The organism is Tessaracoccus lubricantis, from assembly GCF_039544535.1.
GTDB classification, from domain to species: domain Bacteria; phylum Actinomycetota; class Actinomycetes; order Propionibacteriales; family Propionibacteriaceae; genus Arachnia; species Arachnia lubricantis.
Window position 1 is genome coordinate 170,348 of record NZ_BAABLV010000005.1, and the last position, 21,430, is coordinate 191,777.

A 21,430-nucleotide genomic window follows, 5' to 3' on the forward strand; every position below is an offset into this window, starting at 1 on the left:
TGGTCAGCCTCGTTGGTCCTTCGCGCAGCGCTACTGCTCGTCGTCCTCGTCCTGCTCCGAAATGGGCCTGCGACGCATTAGCTTGCCCAACCAGCCGGTGCCCTCGAGGCGGGCCTCGTCGCCGCCGGGCAGTTCGACGGTGGCCCTGTCGCCGCCGTCCTCCGCCTCACGGCGGGCCGTGCGGCGCCGCACCAACGCCCGGAAGAAGGCGGCGTGCTGCTCACCCTCGAAGGCGATGGTGTGGCCGTCGTCGGTGGCCCAGCGGATGTCCTCGGCGCGCTTCTCCCCGGTGCGCAGGTCGATGAGGTCGCCCAGGTAGCGCGCGGCCACGGCGGCGGACGCGGCGATCGGCACCGCCAGGAACGCGCCGACGATGCCGCCCCAGACGCCGCCGAGCAGCACCGCGAGGAGGACGACGACGGGGTGGAGCTGCATGACCCTCGACTGCAGCAGCGGCTGGAGGATGTTGCCCTCCAGTTGCTGCACGAGGATGATCAGGAGCAGCGCGAACAGCGCGGTGTAGATGCCGTTGGACACCAGCGCCACCAGCACGGCCAGTGCGCCCGCCGTGATGGCACCCACCATGGGGATGAAGCCGGCCATGAACGTGATCACGGCCAGCGGGAACGCCAGCGGCACGTTGAGCACCACAAGGCCCAGGCCGATGAGGACTGCGTCGACGAAGCTGACGATGGCCTGCGTGCGGATGTAGCCCGACAGTGTGTTCCACAGGCGGGTGAGCAGTTCGGTGGCGTGGAACCCGGCCTTGCGGCCCACGATGCGGCGGGTGAACGACAGGAACGAGTTGCCGTCCTTGAGGAAGAAGAACGTGAGCACCAGCGTCAGCAGGAGGGTGACCACGCCGCTGCCGATGGAGCCGGTGACGTTGAGCGCCTGCCCGAACAGCTCACCGCTGCGGCCCTGCACCCAGGAGAGGCCCTGGTTGATCCACTCGTTGAGCTGCTCGTCGCGGATGTTCAACGGGGGCCCCGCTGCCCACTCCTGGAGTTGCCGCACACCCTTGACGGCCTGCCCGGACAGCGTCGACCACTGCGACGCGATGCTGGGCGCGATCAGCCAGATGAGCCCGGCCAACGCGCCGAAGCCGCCCAGCAGGGAGATGGCCGACCCCACGCCGTAGGGGACGCCGCGCTGCTTGAGCCAGTTGGTCAGCGGCCAGAGCACGGAGGCGAACAGCAGCGCGAACAGCACCGGGAGGATGCCGCTCCAGAACTTCTGGGCCAGCCAGCCGAGGATCAGCACGGCGGCGGCCATGAGGATGAACCGGCCCGCCCACGCCGCGACCCAGCGGCCACCCTCCCCGATCACGTCGGCACGGTCCACCGGGGCCGAGGGATCAGGCGACGGCAACGCGACGAGCGTCTCCTCGTCGAACGGCAGGCCGCCAGCAGGGCCGGGCGTCACATCGCCGGGGGTGTCGTGGCTCACGCGCGCTCCTTTGCTTCTGCGACCCCACACTACAGGCCGGCCCGACGCCGAAAGGCCACCCCCCGGGGGCACAATCAGGGCGGATCAGGGGCGTTGCGCCTCCGCCGCCGCGAGCCGGCTGACGTAGTCCAGTGCGGTCCGGTGGGCGGCCACCCCATAGTGGAGGGTGGCCACCTGGTAGCGGTGGAGGTCTGTGCCGGCGCCGGGCACCGTCGCGACGGATTCGGCCACCGCCTCCAGCTCCGCGAGGCCCCGCTCGACGGCAGCGGCCAGCCCCCGCAGGATCTGCACCCGCTCGGCCGAGTCCTCCACCAGGCCCAGGTGGAAGATGCGCGTGAGCACGCCCAGCTCGAGGTCGCCGTCGTCGACGGGGGTGCGGATCCACGCGTGGAACGCAGCCACGCCGGCGGGGGTGACGGTGTGGACCTTCTTGTTGCGGCCGCCCTCCGTCACCGCCGCCACCTCCACCAGCCCGGCATCGGTCAGGGCGCGCAGCGCGTGTTGCAGCGAACCGGGGCTGCCGGTGTAGAGCATGGCGGCGCTGCGCTCGAAGGCCCTGCGCAGCGAGTAGAGCGTCTGCGGGCCCAGGGCCATGAGCATTCCCAGCACCACGTTGCTCAGCATTGGATATCTCCCACCGTTATATTACGCTTCGTCACATCACGTATCGTTCTGTTCTGAAAGCCTGCCACATGGACGCCACCTCCTTCGCCCGGAACCTCGACGCACACCTCACCTCCGTGACCCGACGGCGCGGCGGGCTCGGCGCGCCCCTGGCAGCCGTCCGCGGCGCGGACCTCGACTACCGCTTCGGCACCCCCGACCTGCCGTTCCACGCGGCCAGCGTGGGCAAACTCGTCACGACCGCGCTCACCGTCGGGCAGTTCCCCGACGTGGGCACCCGGCTGGCGGACGTCCTCCCACCGGCAGCGCTCACCGGCCTGTTCGCGCCCGGGGCGGAGACCACCGTGACCTTGCGCCACCTCCTGCAGCACACCTCGGGAGTGGCCGACTACTTCGACGGCAGGGTCACCTCCGGACAACGCACCCTGAAGCTGCTGGCCCGTGACCCGCAGCGGGCCTGGACGCCCCAGGACCTCCTCGCAATCACCCGCGAACGTCAGCGCCCCGTCGGCACCCCCGGCCAGCGGTTCCACTACAGCGACACCGGCTTCGTCCTGCTGGGACTCGCGCTCGAGGAAGCCACCGGACAGCGCTTCGAGGACCTGGTGCACACCCGCGTGTTCGAGCCGCTGGGCATGCACCGGGCGTTCCTGCCATGGCGCACCCAGCCCGCCACGGGCAGCAGCACGATCGCCCCACTGAGGCTGGGCCGCCACGAGTACACCGCCTCCCCCGCGCTCACCGTCGACTGGGCGGGGGGCGGCATCGCGGCCACCGTCGACGACTGGCTGACGCTGTCCGCCGCGCTGCACGACGGGCGGCTGCTGCCTCCGGGAACCTTCGCCGACCTGACCACCCCGCTGCACCGGATGCGGCCGGGCCTGCACTACGGCACCGGCGTGATGACCGTGCGCTTCGAGGGGTTCATGCCATGGCTGCGCGGGTGGCCCCGCCCCGTCGGGCACCTCGGCGTGCTGGCCGCGCACCTCTGGCGGTTCCCCACGCACGGCGTCGACGTCGTACTGGGCTTCGGGGCCACCGGCGAGATGAGCCGCAGCTTCCGGACCCTGTTCGAGGTGGCCAGGCTACTGGGCCGCTAGCTGGCCGACAGAGCGCAGGAAAACAGACGGGCGCCCCGCCTGGGGGAGGCGGGGCGCCCGGCCCTTCGACCTGCCTGGCTCCTTCGTCGCAGGGCAGGCTCAGGGAACAGACCGTTGCTGCCCTTCGTCGCGGGGCAGGCTCAGGGAACGGTCAGAGTTCGATGAGGGCCTGCCCGCCCTGCACCGCGTCGCCGGGGCCGACGAGGATGGCCGACACCTTGCCGGCCGCAGGGGCGGTGATCTCGGTCTCCATCTTCATGGCCTCGAGCACCAGCAGCACCTGGCCGGCCTCGATCTCGTCGCCCTCACCCACCAGGATGCGGGCGACGGAACCGGCCAGCGGGGCCACGACGGCGTTGGAGCTGACGGCGCTGACCGAGGCCTTCGTCGGGATGGGGTTGGCCCCACCGTTGACGCCGATCACGATCGGGCCGAGCCCGGGGCGCTCCTCCTCCTCGACCTCGACGTCGATCTCGTACTCCGTCTGGTTGACGGTCACCTTGAGCTTCATAGTGGTTGTCTCCTAACGGACGTGCAGGACGGAGCGGTCGTGGACGCGGTTGCGGGTGGCGGCGGCCCAGTGGGTCTGCGAGCCGTAGCGGATGGCGCGGATCTTGGCCTTGTGGCCGAAGTAGGCGGCCACGGCGGCGCCGATGGCGATCAGGTCCGCCTCGGGGATCTCCTTGGCGGCCTGCAGCTCGGCGACCTGGGTTTCCAGGCCCTGGATCCGCTCGGTGAGCTGCGCGACCAGGTCACGCAGCTCCTGCATCTGGGTGTCTTCCATGCTGCCTTCCGATCACGCAGGCCCGAGGCCGTGCTTCTTGGCCGGGCGGATCTCACGCTTGCCGACGAGCAGCTCGAGCGCCATGGCGATCTCGCGGCGGGTGTCGGCCGGGTCGATGATGTCGTCGACGAGGCCGCGGCTGGCGGCCATGTACGGCGTCGAGAACGTCTCGCGGTACTCCTCGACCAGCTCGGCGCGGCGCGCGTCCTGGTCATCGGCTGCGGCGATCTCGCGGCGGAACACGACGTTGGCCGCGCCCTCCGCACCCATGACGGCGATCTCAGCGGTGGGCCAGGCGAACACCTTGTCGGCGCCCAGGTCCTTCGAGCACATGGCCAGGTAGGCGCCGCCGTAGGCCTTGCGCAGCACGACGGTGATCTTCGGGACGGTGGCCGCCGAGTAGGCGTACAGCATCTTGGCGCCGTGGCGGATGATGCCGTTGTGCTCCTGCGCGACGCCGGGGAGGAAGCCCGGCACGTCCACCAGGTTGATCACCGGGATGTTGAACGCGTTGCAGAAGCGGATGAACTTGCTGGCCTTGTCCGACGAGTCGATGTCGAGCACGCCCGACATGACGCTGGGCTGGTTCGCGATGATGCCGACGGTGCGGCCCACGACGCGGCCGAAGCCCACCACGATGTTGCGGGCCCAGCCGGCCTGCACCTCGAGGAAGTCGGCGTGGTCGACGATCTCGGCGATGACCTCACGCACGTCGTAGCCCTTGTTGGACTCGACCGGGATGATGCTGCGGAGCTTCTCGTTGGGCTCCACCACGTCGTCGGGGTCGACGATGGGGGCGTCCTCCGTGTTGTTCTGCGGCAGGAAGCTCAGCAGCTTCTGGGCGATCAGGATGGCCTGCTCGTCGTCGTCGGCCACGAAGTGCACGACGCCGGAGCGGCCCATGTGCGCGTCGGCGCCGCCCAAGTCGTCCTGGGTGACCTCCTCGCCGGTGACCTGCTTGATCACGCCGGGGCCCGTGATGAACATGTGGGCCTTGCGGGTCTGGATGATGAAGTCGGTCAACGCGGGCGAGTAGGCCGCGCCGCCCGCGCAGGGGCCGGCGATGATCGAGATCTGCGGTACCGCGCCCGAGAGCAGGACGTTGGCGTAGAACACCTTGCCGTAGCCGGAGAGCGAGTCGATGCCCTCCTGCACGCGCGCGCCGCCCGAGTCGTTGATGAACACGAACGGCGTGCCGGTGCGCAGCGACGCCTGCAGGGCCTCAGTCACCTTGACCGAGTGCGCCTCGCCGGCCGAGCCGCCCATGACGGTGAAGTCCTGCGACGCGATGTGGACGGGGCGGCCCATCACGGAACCGGAGCCGGTGACCACGCCGTCGGCGGGCATGTCGGCCTTGTCCATGCCGAAGGTGGTGGTGCGGTTCTTGCGGAACGCGCCCGTCTCCTGGAAGGAGCCCTCGTCGAGCATGGCGGAGATGCGTTCGCGGGCGGTGAGCTTGCCCTTGTCGCGCTGCTTCTGGAGCTTGTCCTCACCTCCACCGGCGTGCACGTGGGCGCGGCGCTCGGCGAGCTGCGCGAGGCGCTCCTCCATGGTGTGCTGCTTGGTCATGCAATTCTCCTTAGGCCGGCTCGACGGCGACGCTGTGCGAGCGGCCGGCAATCGTGACGTTGTACTTGACGGGGCCGGTGATGCCGGGGCGGTCTGGGCTGCCCTTCTTGGCTGCGGCCTCGGCCTTCATCTGTGCCTCGGTCTTGCCGACGTTCTTCGGGCCCTGGTCCCGCGTGGCCAGGAACTTCGGTGCCACGCCCGGGAACATGGCGTTGGTCAGCACGTCCTCCTCCGAGCCGTCGTAGCCGTCGAGGTTCGAGGCGGCCTTGACCAGCTCGTCCCATTCGGGCTTGAGGTGGTCTGCCGGGCGGTCCGTGATGGGCTCCTTCTTGGCCTGCGCCTTCGCCAGCTCGACGACCTCGGCGTTGCGCTCGCCCAGGCATTCGCCGTAGTAGCCGAGCATCAGGTCTGCGAACTCGCCGGTGAGCACCTTGTAGCGGCCCATCAGCACGTTGAACACCGCCTGCGTGCCCACGATCTGCGACGACGGGGTCACCAGCGGCGGCTGCCCGGCGTCGGCCTTGACCCGCGGCACCTCCTCCATGACCTCACGGATGCGGTCGCCCGCGCCCTGGGCCTTGAGCTGCGACTCCATGTTCGAGAGCATGCCGCCGGGGATCTGGGAGGAGAAGATGTCGGTGTCGACGAGCGTGGCCGACTCGAACTCCTTGTACTTGGGGCGCACCGCGGCGAAGTGGTCGCGGATCTTCAGGAGGCGCTCCATGTCGAGGTCCGTGGTGTAGCCGGTGCCCTCGAGCATCGCCACGAGCGACTCGGTGGGGTTGTGGCCGGGGCCCAGCGACATCGACGAGATGGCCGAGTCCACGACGTCGGCGCCGGCCTCGATGGCCTTCATCAGCGACACGAGCGTCACGCCCGTGGTGGAGTGACAGTGGACGTTGATCTGGACGTCGCCGTAGGTGTCCTTGATGCCCTTGACGATGTCGTAGGCGGGCTGGGGCTGCAGCAGCGCGGCCATGTCCTTCAGGGCGATGGACTCGGCGCCCATGTCCAGGAGCTGGCCGGCGAGCTTGATGTAGCCCTCGACGGTGTGCACGGGCGAGACCGTGTAACAGATGGTGCCCTGCGCATGCTTGCCGACGGCCTTGACCGCCTGCATGGCCTTGGCCATGTTGCGAGGGTCGTTGAGGGCGTCGAAGACGCGGAACACGTCCATGCCGTTCTCGGCGGACTTCTCCACGAACTTCTCGACGACCATGTCCTCGTAGTGGCGGTAGCCCAGCAGGTTCTGGCCGCGCAGCAGCATCTGGAGCCGCGAGTTGGGCATCAGCTCACGGAAGGTCCGCAGCCGCTTCCACGGGTCCTCGTTCAGGAAGCGGATGCACGCGTCGAACGTCGCGCCGCCCCAGCATTCGACCGACCAGTAACCAGCCTGGTCGATGTCCTCACACGCATCGACCATGTCTTCCATGGCCATGCGGGTCGCCATCAAACTCTGATGTGCGTCGCGGAGGACGAGCTCCGTTACGCCGATCTTTCGCGCTGTCATGTGGACCATCCAATCATGGGCTCCTGACGCTCCGAAGGGCACCCCCGCAGAATTCGACGCAGCCCGCCCGAGTATTGTGTGGTGCCGTTCGCCACCGTCGACGCAACGGTGCGGAAACGGCGGACGGGACCGCCCGAGGGCGGTCCCGTCCGGTTCAGGGCCTTGGGGCCTGACCGTCAGTGACGACGGTCGTCGGTGACTGAGTCCTTGAGATCCTCCACCTTGTCTGCGACAGCGCCTGTGGCGTCGCCAACTCGATCGTTGGCCTTGTCGCCGAGCTCCGAGACATTTGCCTCGATGCGGTCAGCCTGACCGCTACGGCGGAGTGATTCGTTGTCGGTCGCGTCTCCGATGCCTTCCTTGGCCTTTCCGACTGCTTCCTTCATCTTGTCATCTAATCCCATAGATTGCCTCCTCAGTGTCGGCCGATAGGACTCCCCAATGTACCCGCGACAAGGGACACAGAAAAGGGGTTCGGCCGATCCCGTCGCAACCGGCCCTGACTGCGCGCGCGACGGATCTTGCCGCTGAACGTGCCGACTGTGCATCGCCCCGGCCGCTGCCGCCGGGGCTTGTGGTCGACTTTCCGCAACCCCTCCCCGGCCCGCCCGGCGGCGGCCGGGGGATGCGAATCAACGGAGATGGTCGATGACTGAAGAACTGACGACGCTCGAGAAGGCGGCGCTGCTGAGCGGCCGCAACGTCTGGGAGTCCCGCGCCCTGCCGGCGCACGGCGTCGCGTCGTTCTTCATGGCCGACGGCCCGCACGGCGTGCGCAAGCAGGTGGGCTCCGGTGACCACCTGGGCCTCAACGCCTCCGAGCCCGCCACCTGCTTCCCGACCTCCGCGACGGTGGCCTGCAGCTGGGACGTCGAGCTCGCCGAGGAGGTGGGCCGGGCGCTGGGGCGCGAGGCCGCCGCGCTCGGCGTCGACGTGCTGCTCGGCCCCGGCCTGAACCTGAAGCGCAGCCCGCTGGGCGGGCGCAACTTCGAGTACTTCTCCGAGGATCCCTACCTCAGCGGGAAGCTGGCCGCCGGCTACGTGCGCGGCATCCAGTCCGAGGGCGTGGCCGCCACGCCCAAGCACTTCGCCGTCAACAGCCAGGAACTGCGCCGCATGGCGTCGGATTCGGTCGTCGACGAGCGCACGCTGCGCGAGCTGTACCTCACGGCGTTCGAGATCGTGGTGCGCGAGGCGTCGCCGCGCGCGCTGATGAGCTCCTACAACCTCGTCAACGGCACCTACGCGCACGAGAGCCGCCACCTGCTCACCGATATCCTCCGCGACGAGTGGGGCTTCGACGGCGTGGTGATCAGCGACTGGGGCGGCAGCAACGACGCCGTCGCGGCCATCGCCGCCGGCGCCAACCTCGAGATGCCGGCGCCCGGGCTCGACTCCGTGCGCCAGCTCGTCGAGGCCGTCGCCGACGGCCGTCTCTCCGAGGAGGCCCTCACCGAGCGGGCGGCCGAGGTGATCCGGCTGGCGCTGTCGGGTGCCGACGGCGAGCGGCCCGCCGTCGACTTCGACGCCCACCACGCCCTGGCCCGCCGCGCGGCGGAGGAGTCCATGGTGCTGGTGCGCAACGAGGGCGGCCTCCTGCCGCTGGCGCCCGGCACGCGAGTCGCCCTCATCGGCGACATGGCCGACACGCCCCGCTACCAGGGCGCCGGGTCGTCGCAGGTCAACCCGACCCGGCTCACATCGGCGCGCGAGGCGCTCGCGGGAAGCGGCCTGGAGGTCACCGCCTTCGCGCAGGGCTACCGTCGACACGCTCCCATCGACGGCGAACTCGAGGCGCAGGCGGTAGAGGCCGCCCGGGGCGCCGACGTGGTCGTCGTCCACCTGGGGCTCGACGAGATCAGCGAGTCCGAGGGCGTGGACCGCCAACACCTGGACCTGCCGCAGGCCCAGCTGTCGCTGCTGCGCGCGGTGGCGGCCGCCAACCCCGACGTCATCGTGGTGCTCAGCGCCGGCTCCGTCGTCGACATGGCGTGGGCCGAACAGACCCGCGCCGTGCTCCACGGGTACCTCTCCGGCCAGGCGGGCGCCGAGGCGGCGGTTCGCGTGCTGACGGGCGAGGTCACGCCGTCGGGCAAGCTGGCGGAGACCTACCCCGTGTCGCTGTCCGACACCGCCACGTTCGGCCGGTTCCCCGCCGAGGGCCGCCCCAGCGTGTACCGCGAGGGCCTGTTCGTCGGCTACCGCCATGCCGAGGCCGCGGGCCGCTCCGTGCGCTACCCGTTCGGCCACGGCCTGAGCTACACCACCTTCAGCTACTCCGACCTCCGCCTGGGCCCCGAGGGCGCCGAGTTCACCATCACCAACACGGGCGCGGTGGCGGGAGCCGAGACGGCGCAGCTGTACGTGTCGACGCCCAACAGCGCCGTCGTACGGCCGGTCAAGGAACTCAAGGGGTTCGCCAAGGCGCACCTCGCGGCCGGCGAGTCGACCCGCGTGACGATCCCGTTCGACCGCTACACGTGGCGGCACTTCGACGCCACCTCGGGCGTGTGGGAGGTCGAGGGAGGCACGCGCCGCATCCTGATCGGCGCCAGCTCGGCGGATCTGCGCCTGAGCGGCGACGTCGAGGTGCCCGGCATCGCGATCGACCCCACCGTCGCTCCGGAGACCGTGCGCCGCGAGATGCTGCGCGGCCTGACCGACGACGAGTTCCGCGACCTGTTCGGCATCACCGTCCCCCGGGAATCGGGCTCGGCCGAAATCGACCGCAACGACCCCGTCGGCGACCTGCGGCGGGCCCGCAGCCCCCTGGCCCGGTTCGCGCACTGGGTGCTGCTCACCCTCCGGCGCCGCAGCGAGGCGAGGGGCGAACCTGACCTCAACATCCAGTTCCTCTACAACATGCCGCTGCGGGCCATCGCGAAGATGTCCAACGGGATGGTCAGCGACGAGATGATCGACGGCATCGTCACCCTCGTCAACGGCCACCACTTCCGCGGACTCCGCGCCATCGTCGGCGGATTCCTCCGCAACCGGCGCACCACGCGGGAACTCACCCGCCAGCTCACCACCACCCACTGACCCCCCCGAGGAGTACCTCCACCATGTTCACGAAGATCCGCACGATGTGGGGCCGCTTCAGCGAGCGCCATCCGGAGCTGTCGAAGTTCCTGATGTTCTTCATCCTCAGCAACGGCGTGACCGTCCTGCAGATCGTCGTCATGCCGCTGTTCCGCGCGATCTTCGCGCGCACGTCGCTGATCGACACCAACTTCCAGGTGTGGCCGCTGGGCTCCAACGTCGACGGCTCGCAGTACTACATCTTCGACTACGCAGCCGGCCCGCTCCCCGACGGTGGCGGCGGGCTGGCGTACTTCCTCGCCGTGCAGCTGGCCATCGGGATCGCGCAGGTGATCAACTTCTTCGCCCAGCGCAACATCACGTTCAAGTCCAACACCAGCGTGTGGCGTGCCGCGTTCTGGTACCTGGTGGCCTACGTGGTGATCACGCTCGTGGCAGCCGCCGCGCAGGGGTTCTACAAGGCACCCATCTACGGCTTCCTGATCGATACGCTGGGCTGGGGCCAGACGGGTGAGACCGCCGCGGACGTGATCACGATGATCATCAACGCCGCCATCTCGTTCTGGGTGTTCTACCCCATCTTCAAGGTGATCTTCCGGCAGGAGCCGGTGGCCGCCGAAGAGCTCCCCGCCAAGCAGACCGTGTGACCGGAGGGATCGTGAAGACGCTCACGCTGGCCATCCCGAGCTACAACTCGGCCGCCTACCTGCACCGCTGCCTCGACTCGATGCTGCCGTTCGACGACGACCTCGAGGTCGTCGTCGTCAACGACGGGTCCAGCGACGACACCTCCGCCATCGCGCACCGCTACGCCGAGGCGCACCCCGGTGTGGTGCGGGTCGTGGACAAGCCCAACGGCGGGCACGGCTCCGCGGTCAACGCCGGGCTCGACGCCGCCACCGGGCGCTACTTCCGCGTCGTCGACAGCGACGACTGGCTCAGCCGTGACGCGTTGACGGCGCTGCTGGGCGTGTTGCGCGGCCAGGACCGGCTGGACCTCGTGGTGACGAACTTCGTCTACGAGAAGGAGGGCCGCGAGCGCCGCCACGCGATGCGGTACCGCTCGACGCTGCCCGTGGGCCGCGAGTTCGGCTGGGACGAGGTGGGCCGCTTCCGGCCCGACCAGGGCATGCTCATGCATGCCCTGACGTATCGCACGGCGGTGCTGCGGCACAGCGGCATGCGGCTGCCAGAGCACACGTTCTACGTCGACAACCTGTACGCGTTCCTGCCGCTGCCCTACGTGCAGCGCATGTACTACCTCGACGTCGACCTGTACCGCTACCACATCGGGCGCGCCGACCAGTCGGTCAACGAGGCCGTGATGTTGAAGCGCCTCGACCAGCAGCTCCGGGTCAACCGGATGATGATCGCGGCCCTGCCATCGGCGGGCACGACGTCGAAGGCGCTGCAGCGCTACCAGGTGCATTACCTGGGCCTGGTGTGCGGCGTGTCGTCGATCATGCTGATCCGAGCCGGTGGCAGGGAGCACCTGCAGGCCAAGCGCGACCTGTGGCGAGACCTGCGCGCCGCCCACGCCCCGGCGCACCGGAGGCTGCGGCGCAGCAGCATCGGCCAGTTGGTGAACCTGCCGGGCCGCACGGGTCGCACCGTGTCGGTGTTGGCCTACCGCGTGGCGCAGGCGGTCGTCGGCTTCAACTGACGGGGTCTCCTGAGCCACGAGTCCTGCGAGCGGTCGAGGGACCGCTCCGCTTCCTGAGCCGCGATTCCTACGAGCGGTCGAAGGACCGCCCCGCTTCCTGAGCCGCGAGTCCTACGAGCGGTCGAAGGACCACCCCGCTTCCAGAGCCGCGAGTCCTACGAGCGGTCGAAGGACCGCCCCGCTTCCTGAGCCGCGAGTCCTACGAGCGGTCGAAGGACCAGCGACCATCGAAGCAGCCCCCAGTCACGCCTGGCGCCCTTCGACCGGGCGCGGGGCGCCCGGCTCAGGGACCCGCTCAGCCGACGCTCAACGGCAGCAAAACCGTCAACGTGAACCAGTTGTCGCGACCCACGAACGTCGCCTCACCGCCATACTTCTCGGCGGTCTGCTTGATGCTCCGCATGCCCAAGCCGTGCTGGCCGCCGACCTTCCTCGTGGCCAACTCGCCCTCCTCGTAGCGCAACTCGCCGTCGAAGTAGTTCTCGAACCGCAGCACCACGAACCGCGCCTGGTTGAACACCGCGACCCGGATGATCCGCTGCTCCGGGTCAGGCAGCCGGAACACCGACTCGATCGCGTTGTCCAACGCATTCCCGCAGATGCTCGCGAGGTCCATCACGTCGACGAAGCCCAACGCGCCCCCGTCGGCGACTGCGGTGAAGTTGATGCCCCGCGAGCGGCAGTACCGGGCCTTCGACGTCAGCACCGTGTCGAGCACCGGGTTGCCGGTGTCGAACGCGGCGCCGAACTGGTCCAGCGACTCCTCCAGCGCGTCCAGGTGCTTGCCCCGCTGCTCCGGGTCCAGCTCGGTGCGGATCACGGCCAGGTGGTGCTTCAGGTCGTGCGAGGCGCGGCTCACCAGCTCGATGTCCCGCTTGGCCTGCAGGTACTGGTCGTGCTGCGTGCGCAGGATGGCGTCCATCGCGGCCAGGTCCAGGTCGGCGCGCTGCTTGCGCAGTTGCTCGTGCTGCGCGTAGAGCGCGATGTAGCCGGCGAGGTCCACCAGCGTGCGGATGTAGAACACCTCGCGGGAGAGCTCGCCGCTGAAGGGGGTGTCGGGCGTGACGAAGCTCAGGTTGCTCAGCGCGAACGTGCCCACTGCCATCGCCACCGCGATGGCCAGCATCCGGGGGCCGACGGCGGGCGCGGCGCCGTCGAAGTGCCGCCGCTCCAGCATGTGGCCACCGCCGAACGCGACGGCGTACAGCGCGAGCAGCACCATGCTGGGCACGAGGGCCAGGACGCCGGGCTCGGGGTGGAAGTAGAAGGTGTGGATCTGCCACTCCAACGACGCGACGAGCTCGGCGAGCACGAACGCCCGCGCCGTCACGTAGCCGGCGTCACGCACGTTGACGGTGGTGGCGACCCCGATCAGCGCCAGCATGCTCGTGGCCGCCAAGCCCATGCCCAGCGTCCACAGGTACTGCGGCAGCGTGCCGGCGAACAGCTGCACCGACACCAACAGCCCCAGCCCGCCGGCCAGCACGACGCCGGTGCCGAGGTCTCCCCACCGTCGGGGCAGCACGAGGATGTAGACGACGCAGGCCAGCCACTCCGCCAGCCCGGTGACCACCCGGGGGATGTTCGGCAGGACCTCGGTCACGCCGGGTTCCCCCCGAAGTAGCCGGTGAGCGCCTCCAGGAACGGCTTCTTGCGGGCCCGGCTGACGGGCAGCGACACACCGCCGGTGTGCCGCGACTCCGTGCCGCTGAAGCCCTCCACGTGCCTCAGGTTGACCAGCAGGAAGCTGTTGGAGCGGTGGAAGCCGCGCGGCTCGAGCTGCGCGGCCATCTCCTTGAGCGTGCCGATCATCGAGATCCGGCCCTCGACGGTGTGGAACACCAGCCGGTGCTTGATGCTCTCGATGTAGACGACATCTGCCAGGTTGACCCGCAACACCTCGCCGCCGACGCTCAGCACGATGTGGTCGTCGCGGGCCCGGTCCAGCCGCTCCAGCGAGCGCTTGAGCTCCTGCGAGAACGCGAAGTACGGCACGGGCTTAAGCAGGTAGCTCAGCGCGTCCACCTCGTAGCCCTTGATGGCGAACTGCGCCATGTTGGTCACGAAGATGAGGATCACGCCCGGGTCCACCTCGCGGATCAGGCGGGCGGTGGCGAACCCGTCGAGGTTGTCCATCTGCACGTCGAGGAAGATGATGTCGAACCGCGGCCGGTAGGCGGCGGTCAGCTCCGAGCCGTCCTCGAACTCCTCCACCTTGAACTGCACGCCGTTGTCGAACTCGTAGCGCGCCAGGTAGGACTGGAGCAGGTGCCGGCTCTCCGGCTGGTCGTCGACGACGCCGATCGTGATCATGCGCAGGCCTCCTCGAGTGGGCTTACATTATCCACTGGCCCCCACCGCCCCGCTGGTATCCTCGACCGGTACCCCAGCCGGGAGGAAACATGGATCTGTTGGTCGTCGGCTCCGGACTCTTCGGGCTCACCATCGCGGAGCGGGCCGCCAACGAACTGGGCGTGCGGGTCACCGTCGTCGAATCGCGCGGGCACATCGGCGGCAACGCATGGAGCACCGTCGACGACGCCACGGGCATCGAGGAACACACCTACGGCGCGCACATCTTCCACACCTCCAACGACAAGGTGTGGGGCTACGTCAACCAGTTCACCGAGTTCACCCCGTACGAGCACCGCGTCTTCGCCCGGCACCGCGGCGAGGTGTTCCCGCTGCCCATCAACCTGGGCACCATCAACCAGTTCTTCCGTCGCGGGATGGGTCCCGACGAGGCCAGGCGCCTCATCGACGAACAGGCCGCCGAACTCGGCGGCCGCGAGCCCGCCAACCTGGAGGACAAGGCCATCTCGCTGATCGGCCGCCCCCTGTACGAGGCGTTCATCCGCGGCTACACCGCCAAGCAGTGGCAGACGGACCCGCGCAGCCTCCCGGCCGGCATCATCACCCGCCTGCCGGTGCGGTTCACCTACGACAACCGCTACTTCAACGACACCCACCAGGGCATGCCGCGCGACGGCTACGCGGCGTGGCTGCAGCGCATGGCGGACCACCCGCGCATCGACATCCGCCTCGGCGTCGACTTCCTCGAGCCGGGCCACGACCTGAGCCGCGACGCCACCGTGGGGCGGGTGCCGGTGGTCTACACCGGCCCGCTGGACCGCTACTTCGGCCACCGCTTCGGCGCGTTGGGCTGGCGCACGCTGGACTTCGACCGCCGCGTGCTCGACGTCGACGACCACCAGGGCACCTCCGTCATCAACGAGTGCGACGAGGACGTGCCCTACACCCGCACGCTCGAGTTCAAGCACTTCCACCCGGAGCGCACCCACAAGGGCGGCACCATCGTCGTGCGCGAGTTCTCGCGGTTCGCGGAGGCCGCCGACGAGCCGTTCTACCCCGTCAACACCGCCGACGACCGCGCGGTGCTAGAGCAGTACCGGCAGGCTGCGGCCGAGGAGCCGCGGGTGCTGTTCGGCGGCCGGCTGGGCACCTACCAGTACCTCGACATGCACATGGCGATCGGCTCGGCGCTCAGCCGCTTCGACGGCACGGTGCGCGGCTGGTTCTGAGGGACGCGCAAAGCGGGGCCCGCACGAAGCGGACCCCGCAGGGCGGGTGCGGATGACGGTTACCCCGCCGTCGAGTGCCTGCGCACCCGGCGCCACACGAGGAACGCGCCCAGCAGCACCAGCGCGCCCAGCACCACGGTGGCGGCGTACTGGATGTAGACCCACGACGGCGGCGTGTAGTCGACGGTGGCGCCGGGGGCGAGCCCGTTCATCGCGTTGGAGTTGGCCACCGTGTACAGGATGTTGTGGGTGGCGTTGCGGATGTCGGTGACGGCCTTGGCCGACTTGGTGTCGACGAACGACTTCGACGGCTGGAACGTCAGCGTCAGGTCGGTGCCCGCCGAGATGCCCTGGTTCGGGTTCATGTACGGGTACAGGTTGAAGTCGGAGATCGCGAAGCCCTGGAAGCCCCATTCGTCGCGCAGCACGTTGTGCATCAGCGCCTCGGAGCCGCCGGCCCACGTGGTGCCGATCCGGTTGAACGAGCTCATGATGCCCGCCGCCCCTATGGTGGTGTCGGCGCGGGTGCCGTCCTCGCCGGCGATGTAGGACACGTCCATCGTGATGTCCTTCACGGCCATCTCGAACGGCTTGAGGTACAGCTCCCGGATGGTCTGCTCCGTGGCCCAGGTGGCGATGCCGTTGTTGACGCGGTTGGTCTCCTGCTCGTTGAGCGCGAAGTGCTTGAGCATCGTGTAGACGCCCTTCTCGCCGACACCGTTGGCCACCGCGGTGAGCAGCTTGCCCGACAGCAGCGGGTCCTCCGAGTAGTACTCGAAGTTGCGGCCGCCGAACGGTGAGCGGTGCAGGTTGGCCGCCGGGGCGTACCAGCCGTTGATGCCCTTGTGCAGCGCCTCGTTGCCGAGCATGCGGCCCATCTCGGTGCCGAGGTCCACGTCCCACGTCTGCGCGATGAGGAACTGCGACGGGTAGGCAACGCCGTTGATGGACGAGTTGATGAACGACGAGAAGCCCGCGGGGCCGTCCGGCTCCAGGGTCTGCGGCTTGGCGATCGAGCCGATGCCTGCGGTCTGGTAGGCGCCGTTGAGCAGCAGGTCGGACATCTCGGAGACCGTCAGCGAATCCAGCAGTTCGGCCCACTGGGGATCATCCTTGGCCAGGCCGCGCATGTCGATGAGGGTCAGGTCCGACCCCTTGCCGGTGGCAGGCTTGTCGCCGTCGAACTCGTCGGCCGCAGCCTCGTGGTCCCACGGTGCGAAGCCGGCGACGATGGCGTCGCCCGCCACGTACTGATCCTCCGACGGGGCGGTCGGGAAGGTGCCCGCGAAGTCGGCGCGCGACATCGAGACGACCTTGCCGTCCTGGGGCGCGGCCGCGAATTGCTCGGAGACGCCGTCGAACTGGTTGGTGACCTCGGTGAGATCGGTGGAGCGGTGGTTGTCGCCGGAGTACACCACGGTCTCGTCCACGGTGTAGGCGATCGGCTCCACGCCGTCGGCGAGGGTGTGCGAGTCCGTGCGCAGGCTGATCTCGTAGTCGCCGGCCTCCAGGACGTAGGCGCGGTTCTCCAGGTGGTCGTAGGACGCCATGTCCTCGACCGCGAACTCGAGCGTGAGGGTCTCTGAGGCGCCCGGTTCGATCATGTCCGTCTTGGCGAAGGCCCCCAGGACCACCTCTGCCTTCTCGATGCCGCCCGGCGTGTAGGGCGCCGAGTAGTACAGCTCGACGACGTCGCGGCCGGCGACGGCACCGGTGTTGGTGACCTCCACCTCCACCGAGATGGCGCCGTCCACGGCACCCGCCTCGGAGGACACGACGCGCCAAGCGAAGTCGGTGTAGCTGAGGCCGTGGCCGAACGGGTAGACCACCGCGTCGTCGTAGTCGATGAAGCCCTCAGCGGCCGCCGTCTCGTAGTAGCGGTAGCCGATGTAGATGCCCTCCGCGTAGTTCACGAACGGGGCGTCGGAGGTCAGCGTCGCGTTGGAGGTGGCGCGCTCCACGGCCGAGACCGGGAAGGAGGCTTCGATGTTGTTGTAGATGAAGTCGCCGAAGTTCGCGTAGGTGGGGTCCTTCGTGAAGTCGGCGGCCCAGACGTCGGCGGTGCGGCCCGAGGGGTTCACGTCGCCGGCGAGGATACCGCCGAGCGCGGAGAATCCGCTGGCGCCGGGCGAGCCGGCCAGCAGGATGGCGTCGACCCCGGCGTCGTCCTGGAGATCGCCCAGTTCCATGGTGGTGGAGGCGTTGACGACGACCACCACGGTGTCGAACGACGACTTCGCGAGCTCGATGAGGTCGCGCTCGTCCTGGTTCAGTTCCAGCTGGTGCTGACCATCGACGGCGTTCTCGTCCCAGCCGGCCATGTCACGGGTGAGGTCGCCGCCCTCGCCGCCGGGGCGGCCGATGAAGACGATGCCCGCATCCGCGAAGTCCTGGAACGAGCCCTGGAGGGCCTCGTACTGTGCGACGGGGAGCTCACCGATGGTGTAGCTGGAGGCCTCGGGGTTGTCCATCTCGATGTGGCCCCGACGGTTCTCGGCGGCGAACGCCTCGATGGCCGTGTAGACCTCTTCGTTGATCTCGAACCCGGCGCCCTCGAGCCCGCCGCGGGCGGTCACCGCGGAGCGGGTGTCGACGGAGCCGGAGCCGGCGCCGCCGAAGACGGGGTCCGCGGCCGCGCGGCCCAACATGGTGACCCGCCGGGCCGAGGCGAGCGGCAGGGCCGCGCCGTCGTTCTTGGCCAGCACGATGCCGCCGGCGGCGATCTCCTCGACGAGTTCCTTGGCCGCCGCGTCGACATCATCGATGGTGGCGAAATCGGCCGTGTAGTACTCGGTGTCCCACCCCTCGGATTCCTCCGAGTTGGTGAAGGTGTAGGTACCAGAACCGAGCTGGGAGGCGACCCAGCCGCCACCGACCACGAGCGCCACATTGGCGGCGATGATCAGGGCGGTCACCGTCACGAGGACGGGGACCCAGATCCACAGGAACCTCTTGTTCGGCATTGGCGCCTTCCGGCGATCAGAGACCTTCTTCGGTCTGGCGTTCACTACTTGTCTCCTTCGAGCACAGGTTCAATGATGAGGTGTGGGGGCGGTTACTCGGAAACTTCGGAGATTTCGCCGTCCTGGTCGATCTGCCAGGTCTTGTCGTCGGCGGCGGAATCGGCTTCGATGGTGAACTTGCCGTCCTTGATCTCGATGGTCCCCTGCACGCGGGAGGTCTTCTCCGAGAAGGTGTAGGGCATCACGAGCAGGCCGTACTTCACGGTGGGGGCCTCGACGTCGCTGGCCAGCATGACCTGGTTCCAGTCGTCGTCCTTGAGTGCTTCGAGCACGGTCTGGCGGGCGTTCTCCAGGTCTTCGGCCACGTCCACCTCGCTGGCGGCGGGCGCGCTGACGGCGGGGGCGGCGGCGTCGTCCCCGGCGGAGCAGGCGGTGACGCCCAGGGCGCCGGTCAGCGCGAACAGGAGGCCGAGTCCGGTGGTCAGAATCTTGTTGGTCTTCACTTCTTGTTCCTTATCGTCTGTGGCTCCGGGCGGGTCCCGGTGCCGGGAACGGGTGGCGGGCCGAAGTGGATCGGCCCGCCACCCGGGCGGTGTGGTTGGTCAGCCGGCGATGGGGCCGGCGTAGTTCAGGCCGAAGCCGTAGTCGTACATGTTGCCCGCAGAATCTACATAGGCTTCCATGTCCTCACCGACGTCCTCCAACTGGGCCTCCACAGCTTCCATGGATGCGGGGAAGGCGATCGGGAGGCGACCCTGCGGCTCGTGGAGTCCCAGCGCCACCTCGATGAGCGCCTGGTCGCTGGTGCCAAACCCGACCACAATTGCGTCAGACGCATCCTCGAATTCCGATGGGACGACCGGGTTGATCGCCTTGAGCACCGTAATCACAGGGATGTCCTTGCCGCTTGCCTCAACCGCAGCCACGGCCCGCTCGAAGGCTTCGAGGGTCGACTCGTTCGCGATCCGCGAGGTGTTGCCGAAGTAGGACCGGTTCTCCCGGGTCCCATCATCGAGGATGTCGCCGGAGATCGAGGTCCGGCGGACATCCGGCCCATCGGCTGTGTAGGGACGGTACTGGAGCGACAGCGGATACCACTCGCCGGCCTCGGTGTCCAGTCCCGCATTCGAGGCAAGGTTGCCATTGTTGGGGCTGCTCATGCCGACCAGCACGAGATCAACGTCGGTGAGATCAGGAGCGGTGTAGGTCACGACCTGTTCGTTCTCATCCAACACAGCTTCATCGGTCAGGACGGTGCCGAAGTAGCGCTCGGCCACCTCGATCGTGAGTCCAGGACCCTCGGTGTACGCCGCAGGCGCGCGGTGGCTCGCGAAGCCCGTGTCATAGGAACGGGGAATGTAGACCGTCGCATCCGCCCACTCGGCCCTATCCGTCGCCGAAATCGTCTCGCCGTCGTTCTTCAGCATCACGACCGAGTCAAGCTGCGCCTGGAAGCCCGCCTCGACCTTGTCGTCACTAGCGACGACGCTCTGCGACGCTTCGAGCTCAAGATAGGCGTTCTCGTAGAGGCCCGGCTGGAAGATCATGTTCAGGACACGGGCACCAGTCTCACGGAATCGCGTCTCGGCGTCGATCTCGTTCTTGCCGGCCTCAAAGTCCGCCTGCCACATGTCATAGGCGGCGAGTACGGGCTGTGCATCATTGTTGCCGCCGAACATGTCCACACCGGTCTTGATGATCTCGTAGTGGCGTTCCTCGATGGTGAGGTCCTCCACACCCCACGACGTGTAGATCGTGGCGGGATCCTCGTCGCGCGTAACTCCCCAGTCGGTCACGACGACACCCTCATAGTTATGCTCATCGCGAAGAAGATCCATCCGGATCGGATCGTAGGCAGTCCCGACCCGCTCCCCTCCGAGGATCGGCTCGCCGGTGCCGTCGAGTGCGATGGAGTAAGAGGTCATCACGGCCGCTGAGTCGAGTGCAGCGAGGAAGGGAGCGACGTGCCCTTCGAAGTTGTCGCCAGGGTACACGCCGTACTTGCCGGCTGGCCGGTGCGACTCACGACCGCCCTCGCCTGGGCCATCCCCGGCCCAGTGCTTGATCATTGTATTCACAGACTCGGGACCCCAGCCCTCTTGTCCCGCGGTCCCCTGGAAACCCTCAACGTAGGCGGCAGCAAGTTCGCTGGCCCATTCGATGTTTTCTCCGAAGGTGCCTTCGACGCGCAGCCAGCGCGGCTCGCTGGCGAGGTCGATCTGTGGGCTCAGAGCCGTGGTGATACCCAGTGCACGGTACTCCGCTGAGGTCAGGGAGGCGAAAGCCTGCATCGTCTCGATATCGAACGTCGCGGCGAGGCCCAGGTTCGAGGGCCAACGCGAGATGTCGCCTTCTGCGTTGTAGCCGGCGGCACCTGCGGTAGTGCGCGGATCGGAACTGAAGTTCACCGGCACATAGGGCTCCTCCTCACTAGCCAGTGCTTCAACGAAGGCTTGCATCTCGTTTGCCCAGGTGACGTTGGCGGCGACGTCGTTGGGGCCGGCGTTGAGTACGTTGCGAAGCCGGGAGTCGGTCAGGTACTCCCTCTGCGCATCTGAGAGTCCGTCGATGGGAGAGCGCTCGTGCGCGCTGAACAGCATCAGACCCGCGATCTGCTCGATCGAGAGGTCCTCGGCAAGGTCAGTCGCGCGATCGATCGACTCGACGCGCCAGTCCTCCCACGTGTCGAGCTCGCCGTTGGCGTTCATGTCCTTGAACGCGTAGGTCTCGCCGTCGATCTCCTCCTCGAGCAGCGTGATGCCGCTCTCGGCGCCGTACGACAGGGTGGGGCCGTCGCCCGGGTTGTCGACGACCATGAACGTCGTGGTGCCGTCGGTGACCTCACGCTCGGTGTAGTCGCCGGTGGTGGTGGTCTCGCTGACCGACTGCGCAGCCGAAGGTGTCGGGGACTGGGTCCCCTGCTGCGCCGGGGCTGCGGTGCAGCCCGAAAGAGCCATGGCCGCCACGCCGGCGAAAGCCAGGACACGCACGGCGGAGCGCTTCATCGGATGCCCCCCTGCACCCTCACGCTGAAGTACCTTCATCTAATTCTCCTCGTCGAGTGGGACGCGGCCGGGTGGTCGCGTGATACCGCGAGTAACTCAATCAGCCGTCCGGAGAGGCGCTCGCCGCCTGAGCACAACCTGTCGGTCTGTGCGCACAATCGGCCGGGAGGGGGCGCATA

17 protein-coding genes are annotated in these 21,430 nt (G+C 68.5%); 5 read left to right on the forward strand and 12 right to left on the reverse strand.

Going from position 1 to position 21,430, the window contains the following annotated elements; all coding sequences use genetic code 11:
- Positions 1-30 precede the first annotated feature (30 nt).
- Together ABEA30_RS01580 and ABEA30_RS01585 are read right to left on the reverse strand one after the other, a co-directional pair.
- Positions 31-1,449 carry an AI-2E family transporter gene (locus ABEA30_RS01580; protein ID WP_345577965.1) on the reverse strand — a complete coding sequence of 473 codons (1,419 nt, stop codon included), beginning with the start codon at positions 1,447-1,449 and terminating at the stop codon, positions 31-33.
- A gap of 84 nt (positions 1,450-1,533) precedes the next feature.
- On the reverse strand, positions 1,534-2,073 hold the full coding sequence (locus tag ABEA30_RS01585) for a PadR family transcriptional regulator (RefSeq protein WP_345577968.1): 540 nt from the start codon (positions 2,071-2,073) through the stop codon (positions 1,534-1,536).
- Positions 2,074-2,141: 68 nt separating this feature from the next.
- On the opposite strand from ABEA30_RS01585, the gene ABEA30_RS01590 reads away from it, so the two are divergent.
- Entirely contained in the window at positions 2,142-3,173 is a 1,032-nt protein-coding gene (locus ABEA30_RS01590) for a serine hydrolase domain-containing protein (RefSeq protein ID WP_345577970.1), read from the forward strand.
- Positions 3,174-3,324: 151 nt separating this feature from the next.
- Here the strand turns inward: ABEA30_RS01590 and ABEA30_RS01595 are convergent, their stop codons facing one another.
- The 5 genes from ABEA30_RS01595 to ABEA30_RS01615 all read right to left on the reverse strand — a co-directional run bounded on the left by ABEA30_RS01595 (position 3,325) and on the right by ABEA30_RS01615 (position 7,422).
- Complete coding sequence (locus ABEA30_RS01595; protein ID WP_345577973.1) at positions 3,325-3,684, reverse strand: biotin/lipoyl-containing protein; 360 nt, start codon at positions 3,682-3,684, stop codon at positions 3,325-3,327.
- Positions 3,685-3,696: 12 nt separating this feature from the next.
- Positions 3,697-3,957 (reverse strand): hypothetical protein, encoded by a 261-nt coding sequence (locus ABEA30_RS01600; RefSeq protein ID WP_345577976.1) that lies wholly within the window; start codon positions 3,955-3,957, stop codon positions 3,697-3,699.
- Positions 3,958-3,969: 12 nt separating this feature from the next.
- Positions 3,970-5,526 (reverse strand): acyl-CoA carboxylase subunit beta, encoded by a 1,557-nt coding sequence (locus tag ABEA30_RS01605; protein ID WP_345577979.1) that lies wholly within the window; start codon positions 5,524-5,526, stop codon positions 3,970-3,972.
- A gap of 10 nt (positions 5,527-5,536) precedes the next feature.
- Positions 5,537-7,036 (reverse strand): methylmalonyl-CoA carboxytransferase subunit 5S, encoded by a 1,500-nt coding sequence (locus ABEA30_RS01610; protein WP_345577982.1) that lies wholly within the window; start codon positions 7,034-7,036, stop codon positions 5,537-5,539.
- Between the two features lie 176 nt (positions 7,037-7,212).
- On the reverse strand, positions 7,213-7,422 hold the full coding sequence (locus ABEA30_RS01615; protein ID WP_345577985.1) for a CsbD family protein: 210 nt from the start codon (positions 7,420-7,422) through the stop codon (positions 7,213-7,215).
- A gap of 262 nt (positions 7,423-7,684) precedes the next feature.
- Between ABEA30_RS01615 and ABEA30_RS01620 the strand changes: the two genes are divergently transcribed.
- The 3 genes from ABEA30_RS01620 to ABEA30_RS01630 are packed head-to-tail and all read left to right on the forward strand — an operon-like array spanning position 7,685 to position 11,741.
- Positions 7,685-10,078 carry a glycoside hydrolase family 3 C-terminal domain-containing protein gene (locus ABEA30_RS01620; RefSeq protein ID WP_345577988.1) on the forward strand — a complete coding sequence of 798 codons (2,394 nt, stop codon included), beginning with the start codon at positions 7,685-7,687 and terminating at the stop codon, positions 10,076-10,078.
- A 23-nt stretch (positions 10,079-10,101) separates the two neighbouring features.
- On the forward strand, positions 10,102-10,725 hold the full coding sequence (locus tag ABEA30_RS01625) for a hypothetical protein (protein WP_345577991.1): 624 nt from the start codon (positions 10,102-10,104) through the stop codon (positions 10,723-10,725).
- On the forward strand, positions 10,722-11,741 hold the full coding sequence (locus ABEA30_RS01630) for a glycosyltransferase family 2 protein (RefSeq protein ID WP_345577994.1): 1,020 nt from the start codon (positions 10,722-10,724) through the stop codon (positions 11,739-11,741). Before ABEA30_RS01625 ends, ABEA30_RS01630 begins: the two co-directional genes overlap by 4 nt.
- 295 nt (positions 11,742-12,036) lie before the next feature.
- On the opposite strand, the gene ABEA30_RS01635 is transcribed toward ABEA30_RS01630, so the two are convergent.
- Together ABEA30_RS01635 and ABEA30_RS01640 are read right to left on the reverse strand one after the other, a co-directional pair.
- Positions 12,037-13,344: an ATP-binding protein gene (locus tag ABEA30_RS01635; protein WP_345577997.1), complete on the reverse strand. Its 1,308-nt coding sequence runs from the start codon at positions 13,342-13,344 to the stop codon at positions 12,037-12,039.
- On the reverse strand, positions 13,341-14,054 hold the full coding sequence (locus ABEA30_RS01640) for a LytR/AlgR family response regulator transcription factor (protein WP_345578000.1): 714 nt from the start codon (positions 14,052-14,054) through the stop codon (positions 13,341-13,343). The genes ABEA30_RS01635 and ABEA30_RS01640 overlap by 4 nt, the downstream gene beginning before the upstream one ends.
- A gap of 89 nt (positions 14,055-14,143) precedes the next feature.
- Between ABEA30_RS01640 and glf the strand changes: the two genes are divergently transcribed.
- Complete coding sequence (gene glf / locus ABEA30_RS01645; protein WP_345578003.1) at positions 14,144-15,283, forward strand: UDP-galactopyranose mutase; 1,140 nt, start codon at positions 14,144-14,146, stop codon at positions 15,281-15,283.
- 59 nt (positions 15,284-15,342) lie between these two features.
- Here glf and ABEA30_RS01650 read toward each other — a convergent pair whose 3' ends face one another.
- The 3 genes from ABEA30_RS01650 to ABEA30_RS01660 all read right to left on the reverse strand — a co-directional run bounded on the left by ABEA30_RS01650 (position 15,343) and on the right by ABEA30_RS01660 (position 21,290).
- The gene (locus tag ABEA30_RS01650; RefSeq protein ID WP_345578006.1) at positions 15,343-18,246 is read right to left on the reverse strand and encodes a glycoside hydrolase family 3 C-terminal domain-containing protein; all 2,904 of its coding nucleotides are present in this window, start codon (positions 18,244-18,246) and stop codon (positions 15,343-15,345) included.
- 92 nt (positions 18,247-18,338) lie between these two features.
- A complete protein-coding gene (locus tag ABEA30_RS01655; RefSeq protein WP_345578009.1) occupies positions 18,339-18,749 on the reverse strand; it encodes a hypothetical protein in 411 nt (136 codons plus the stop codon).
- 99 nt (positions 18,750-18,848) lie between these two features.
- A complete protein-coding gene (locus tag ABEA30_RS01660) occupies positions 18,849-21,290 on the reverse strand; it encodes a glycoside hydrolase family 3 N-terminal domain-containing protein (protein ID WP_345578012.1) in 2,442 nt (813 codons plus the stop codon).
- Positions 21,291-21,430 lie beyond the last annotated feature (140 nt).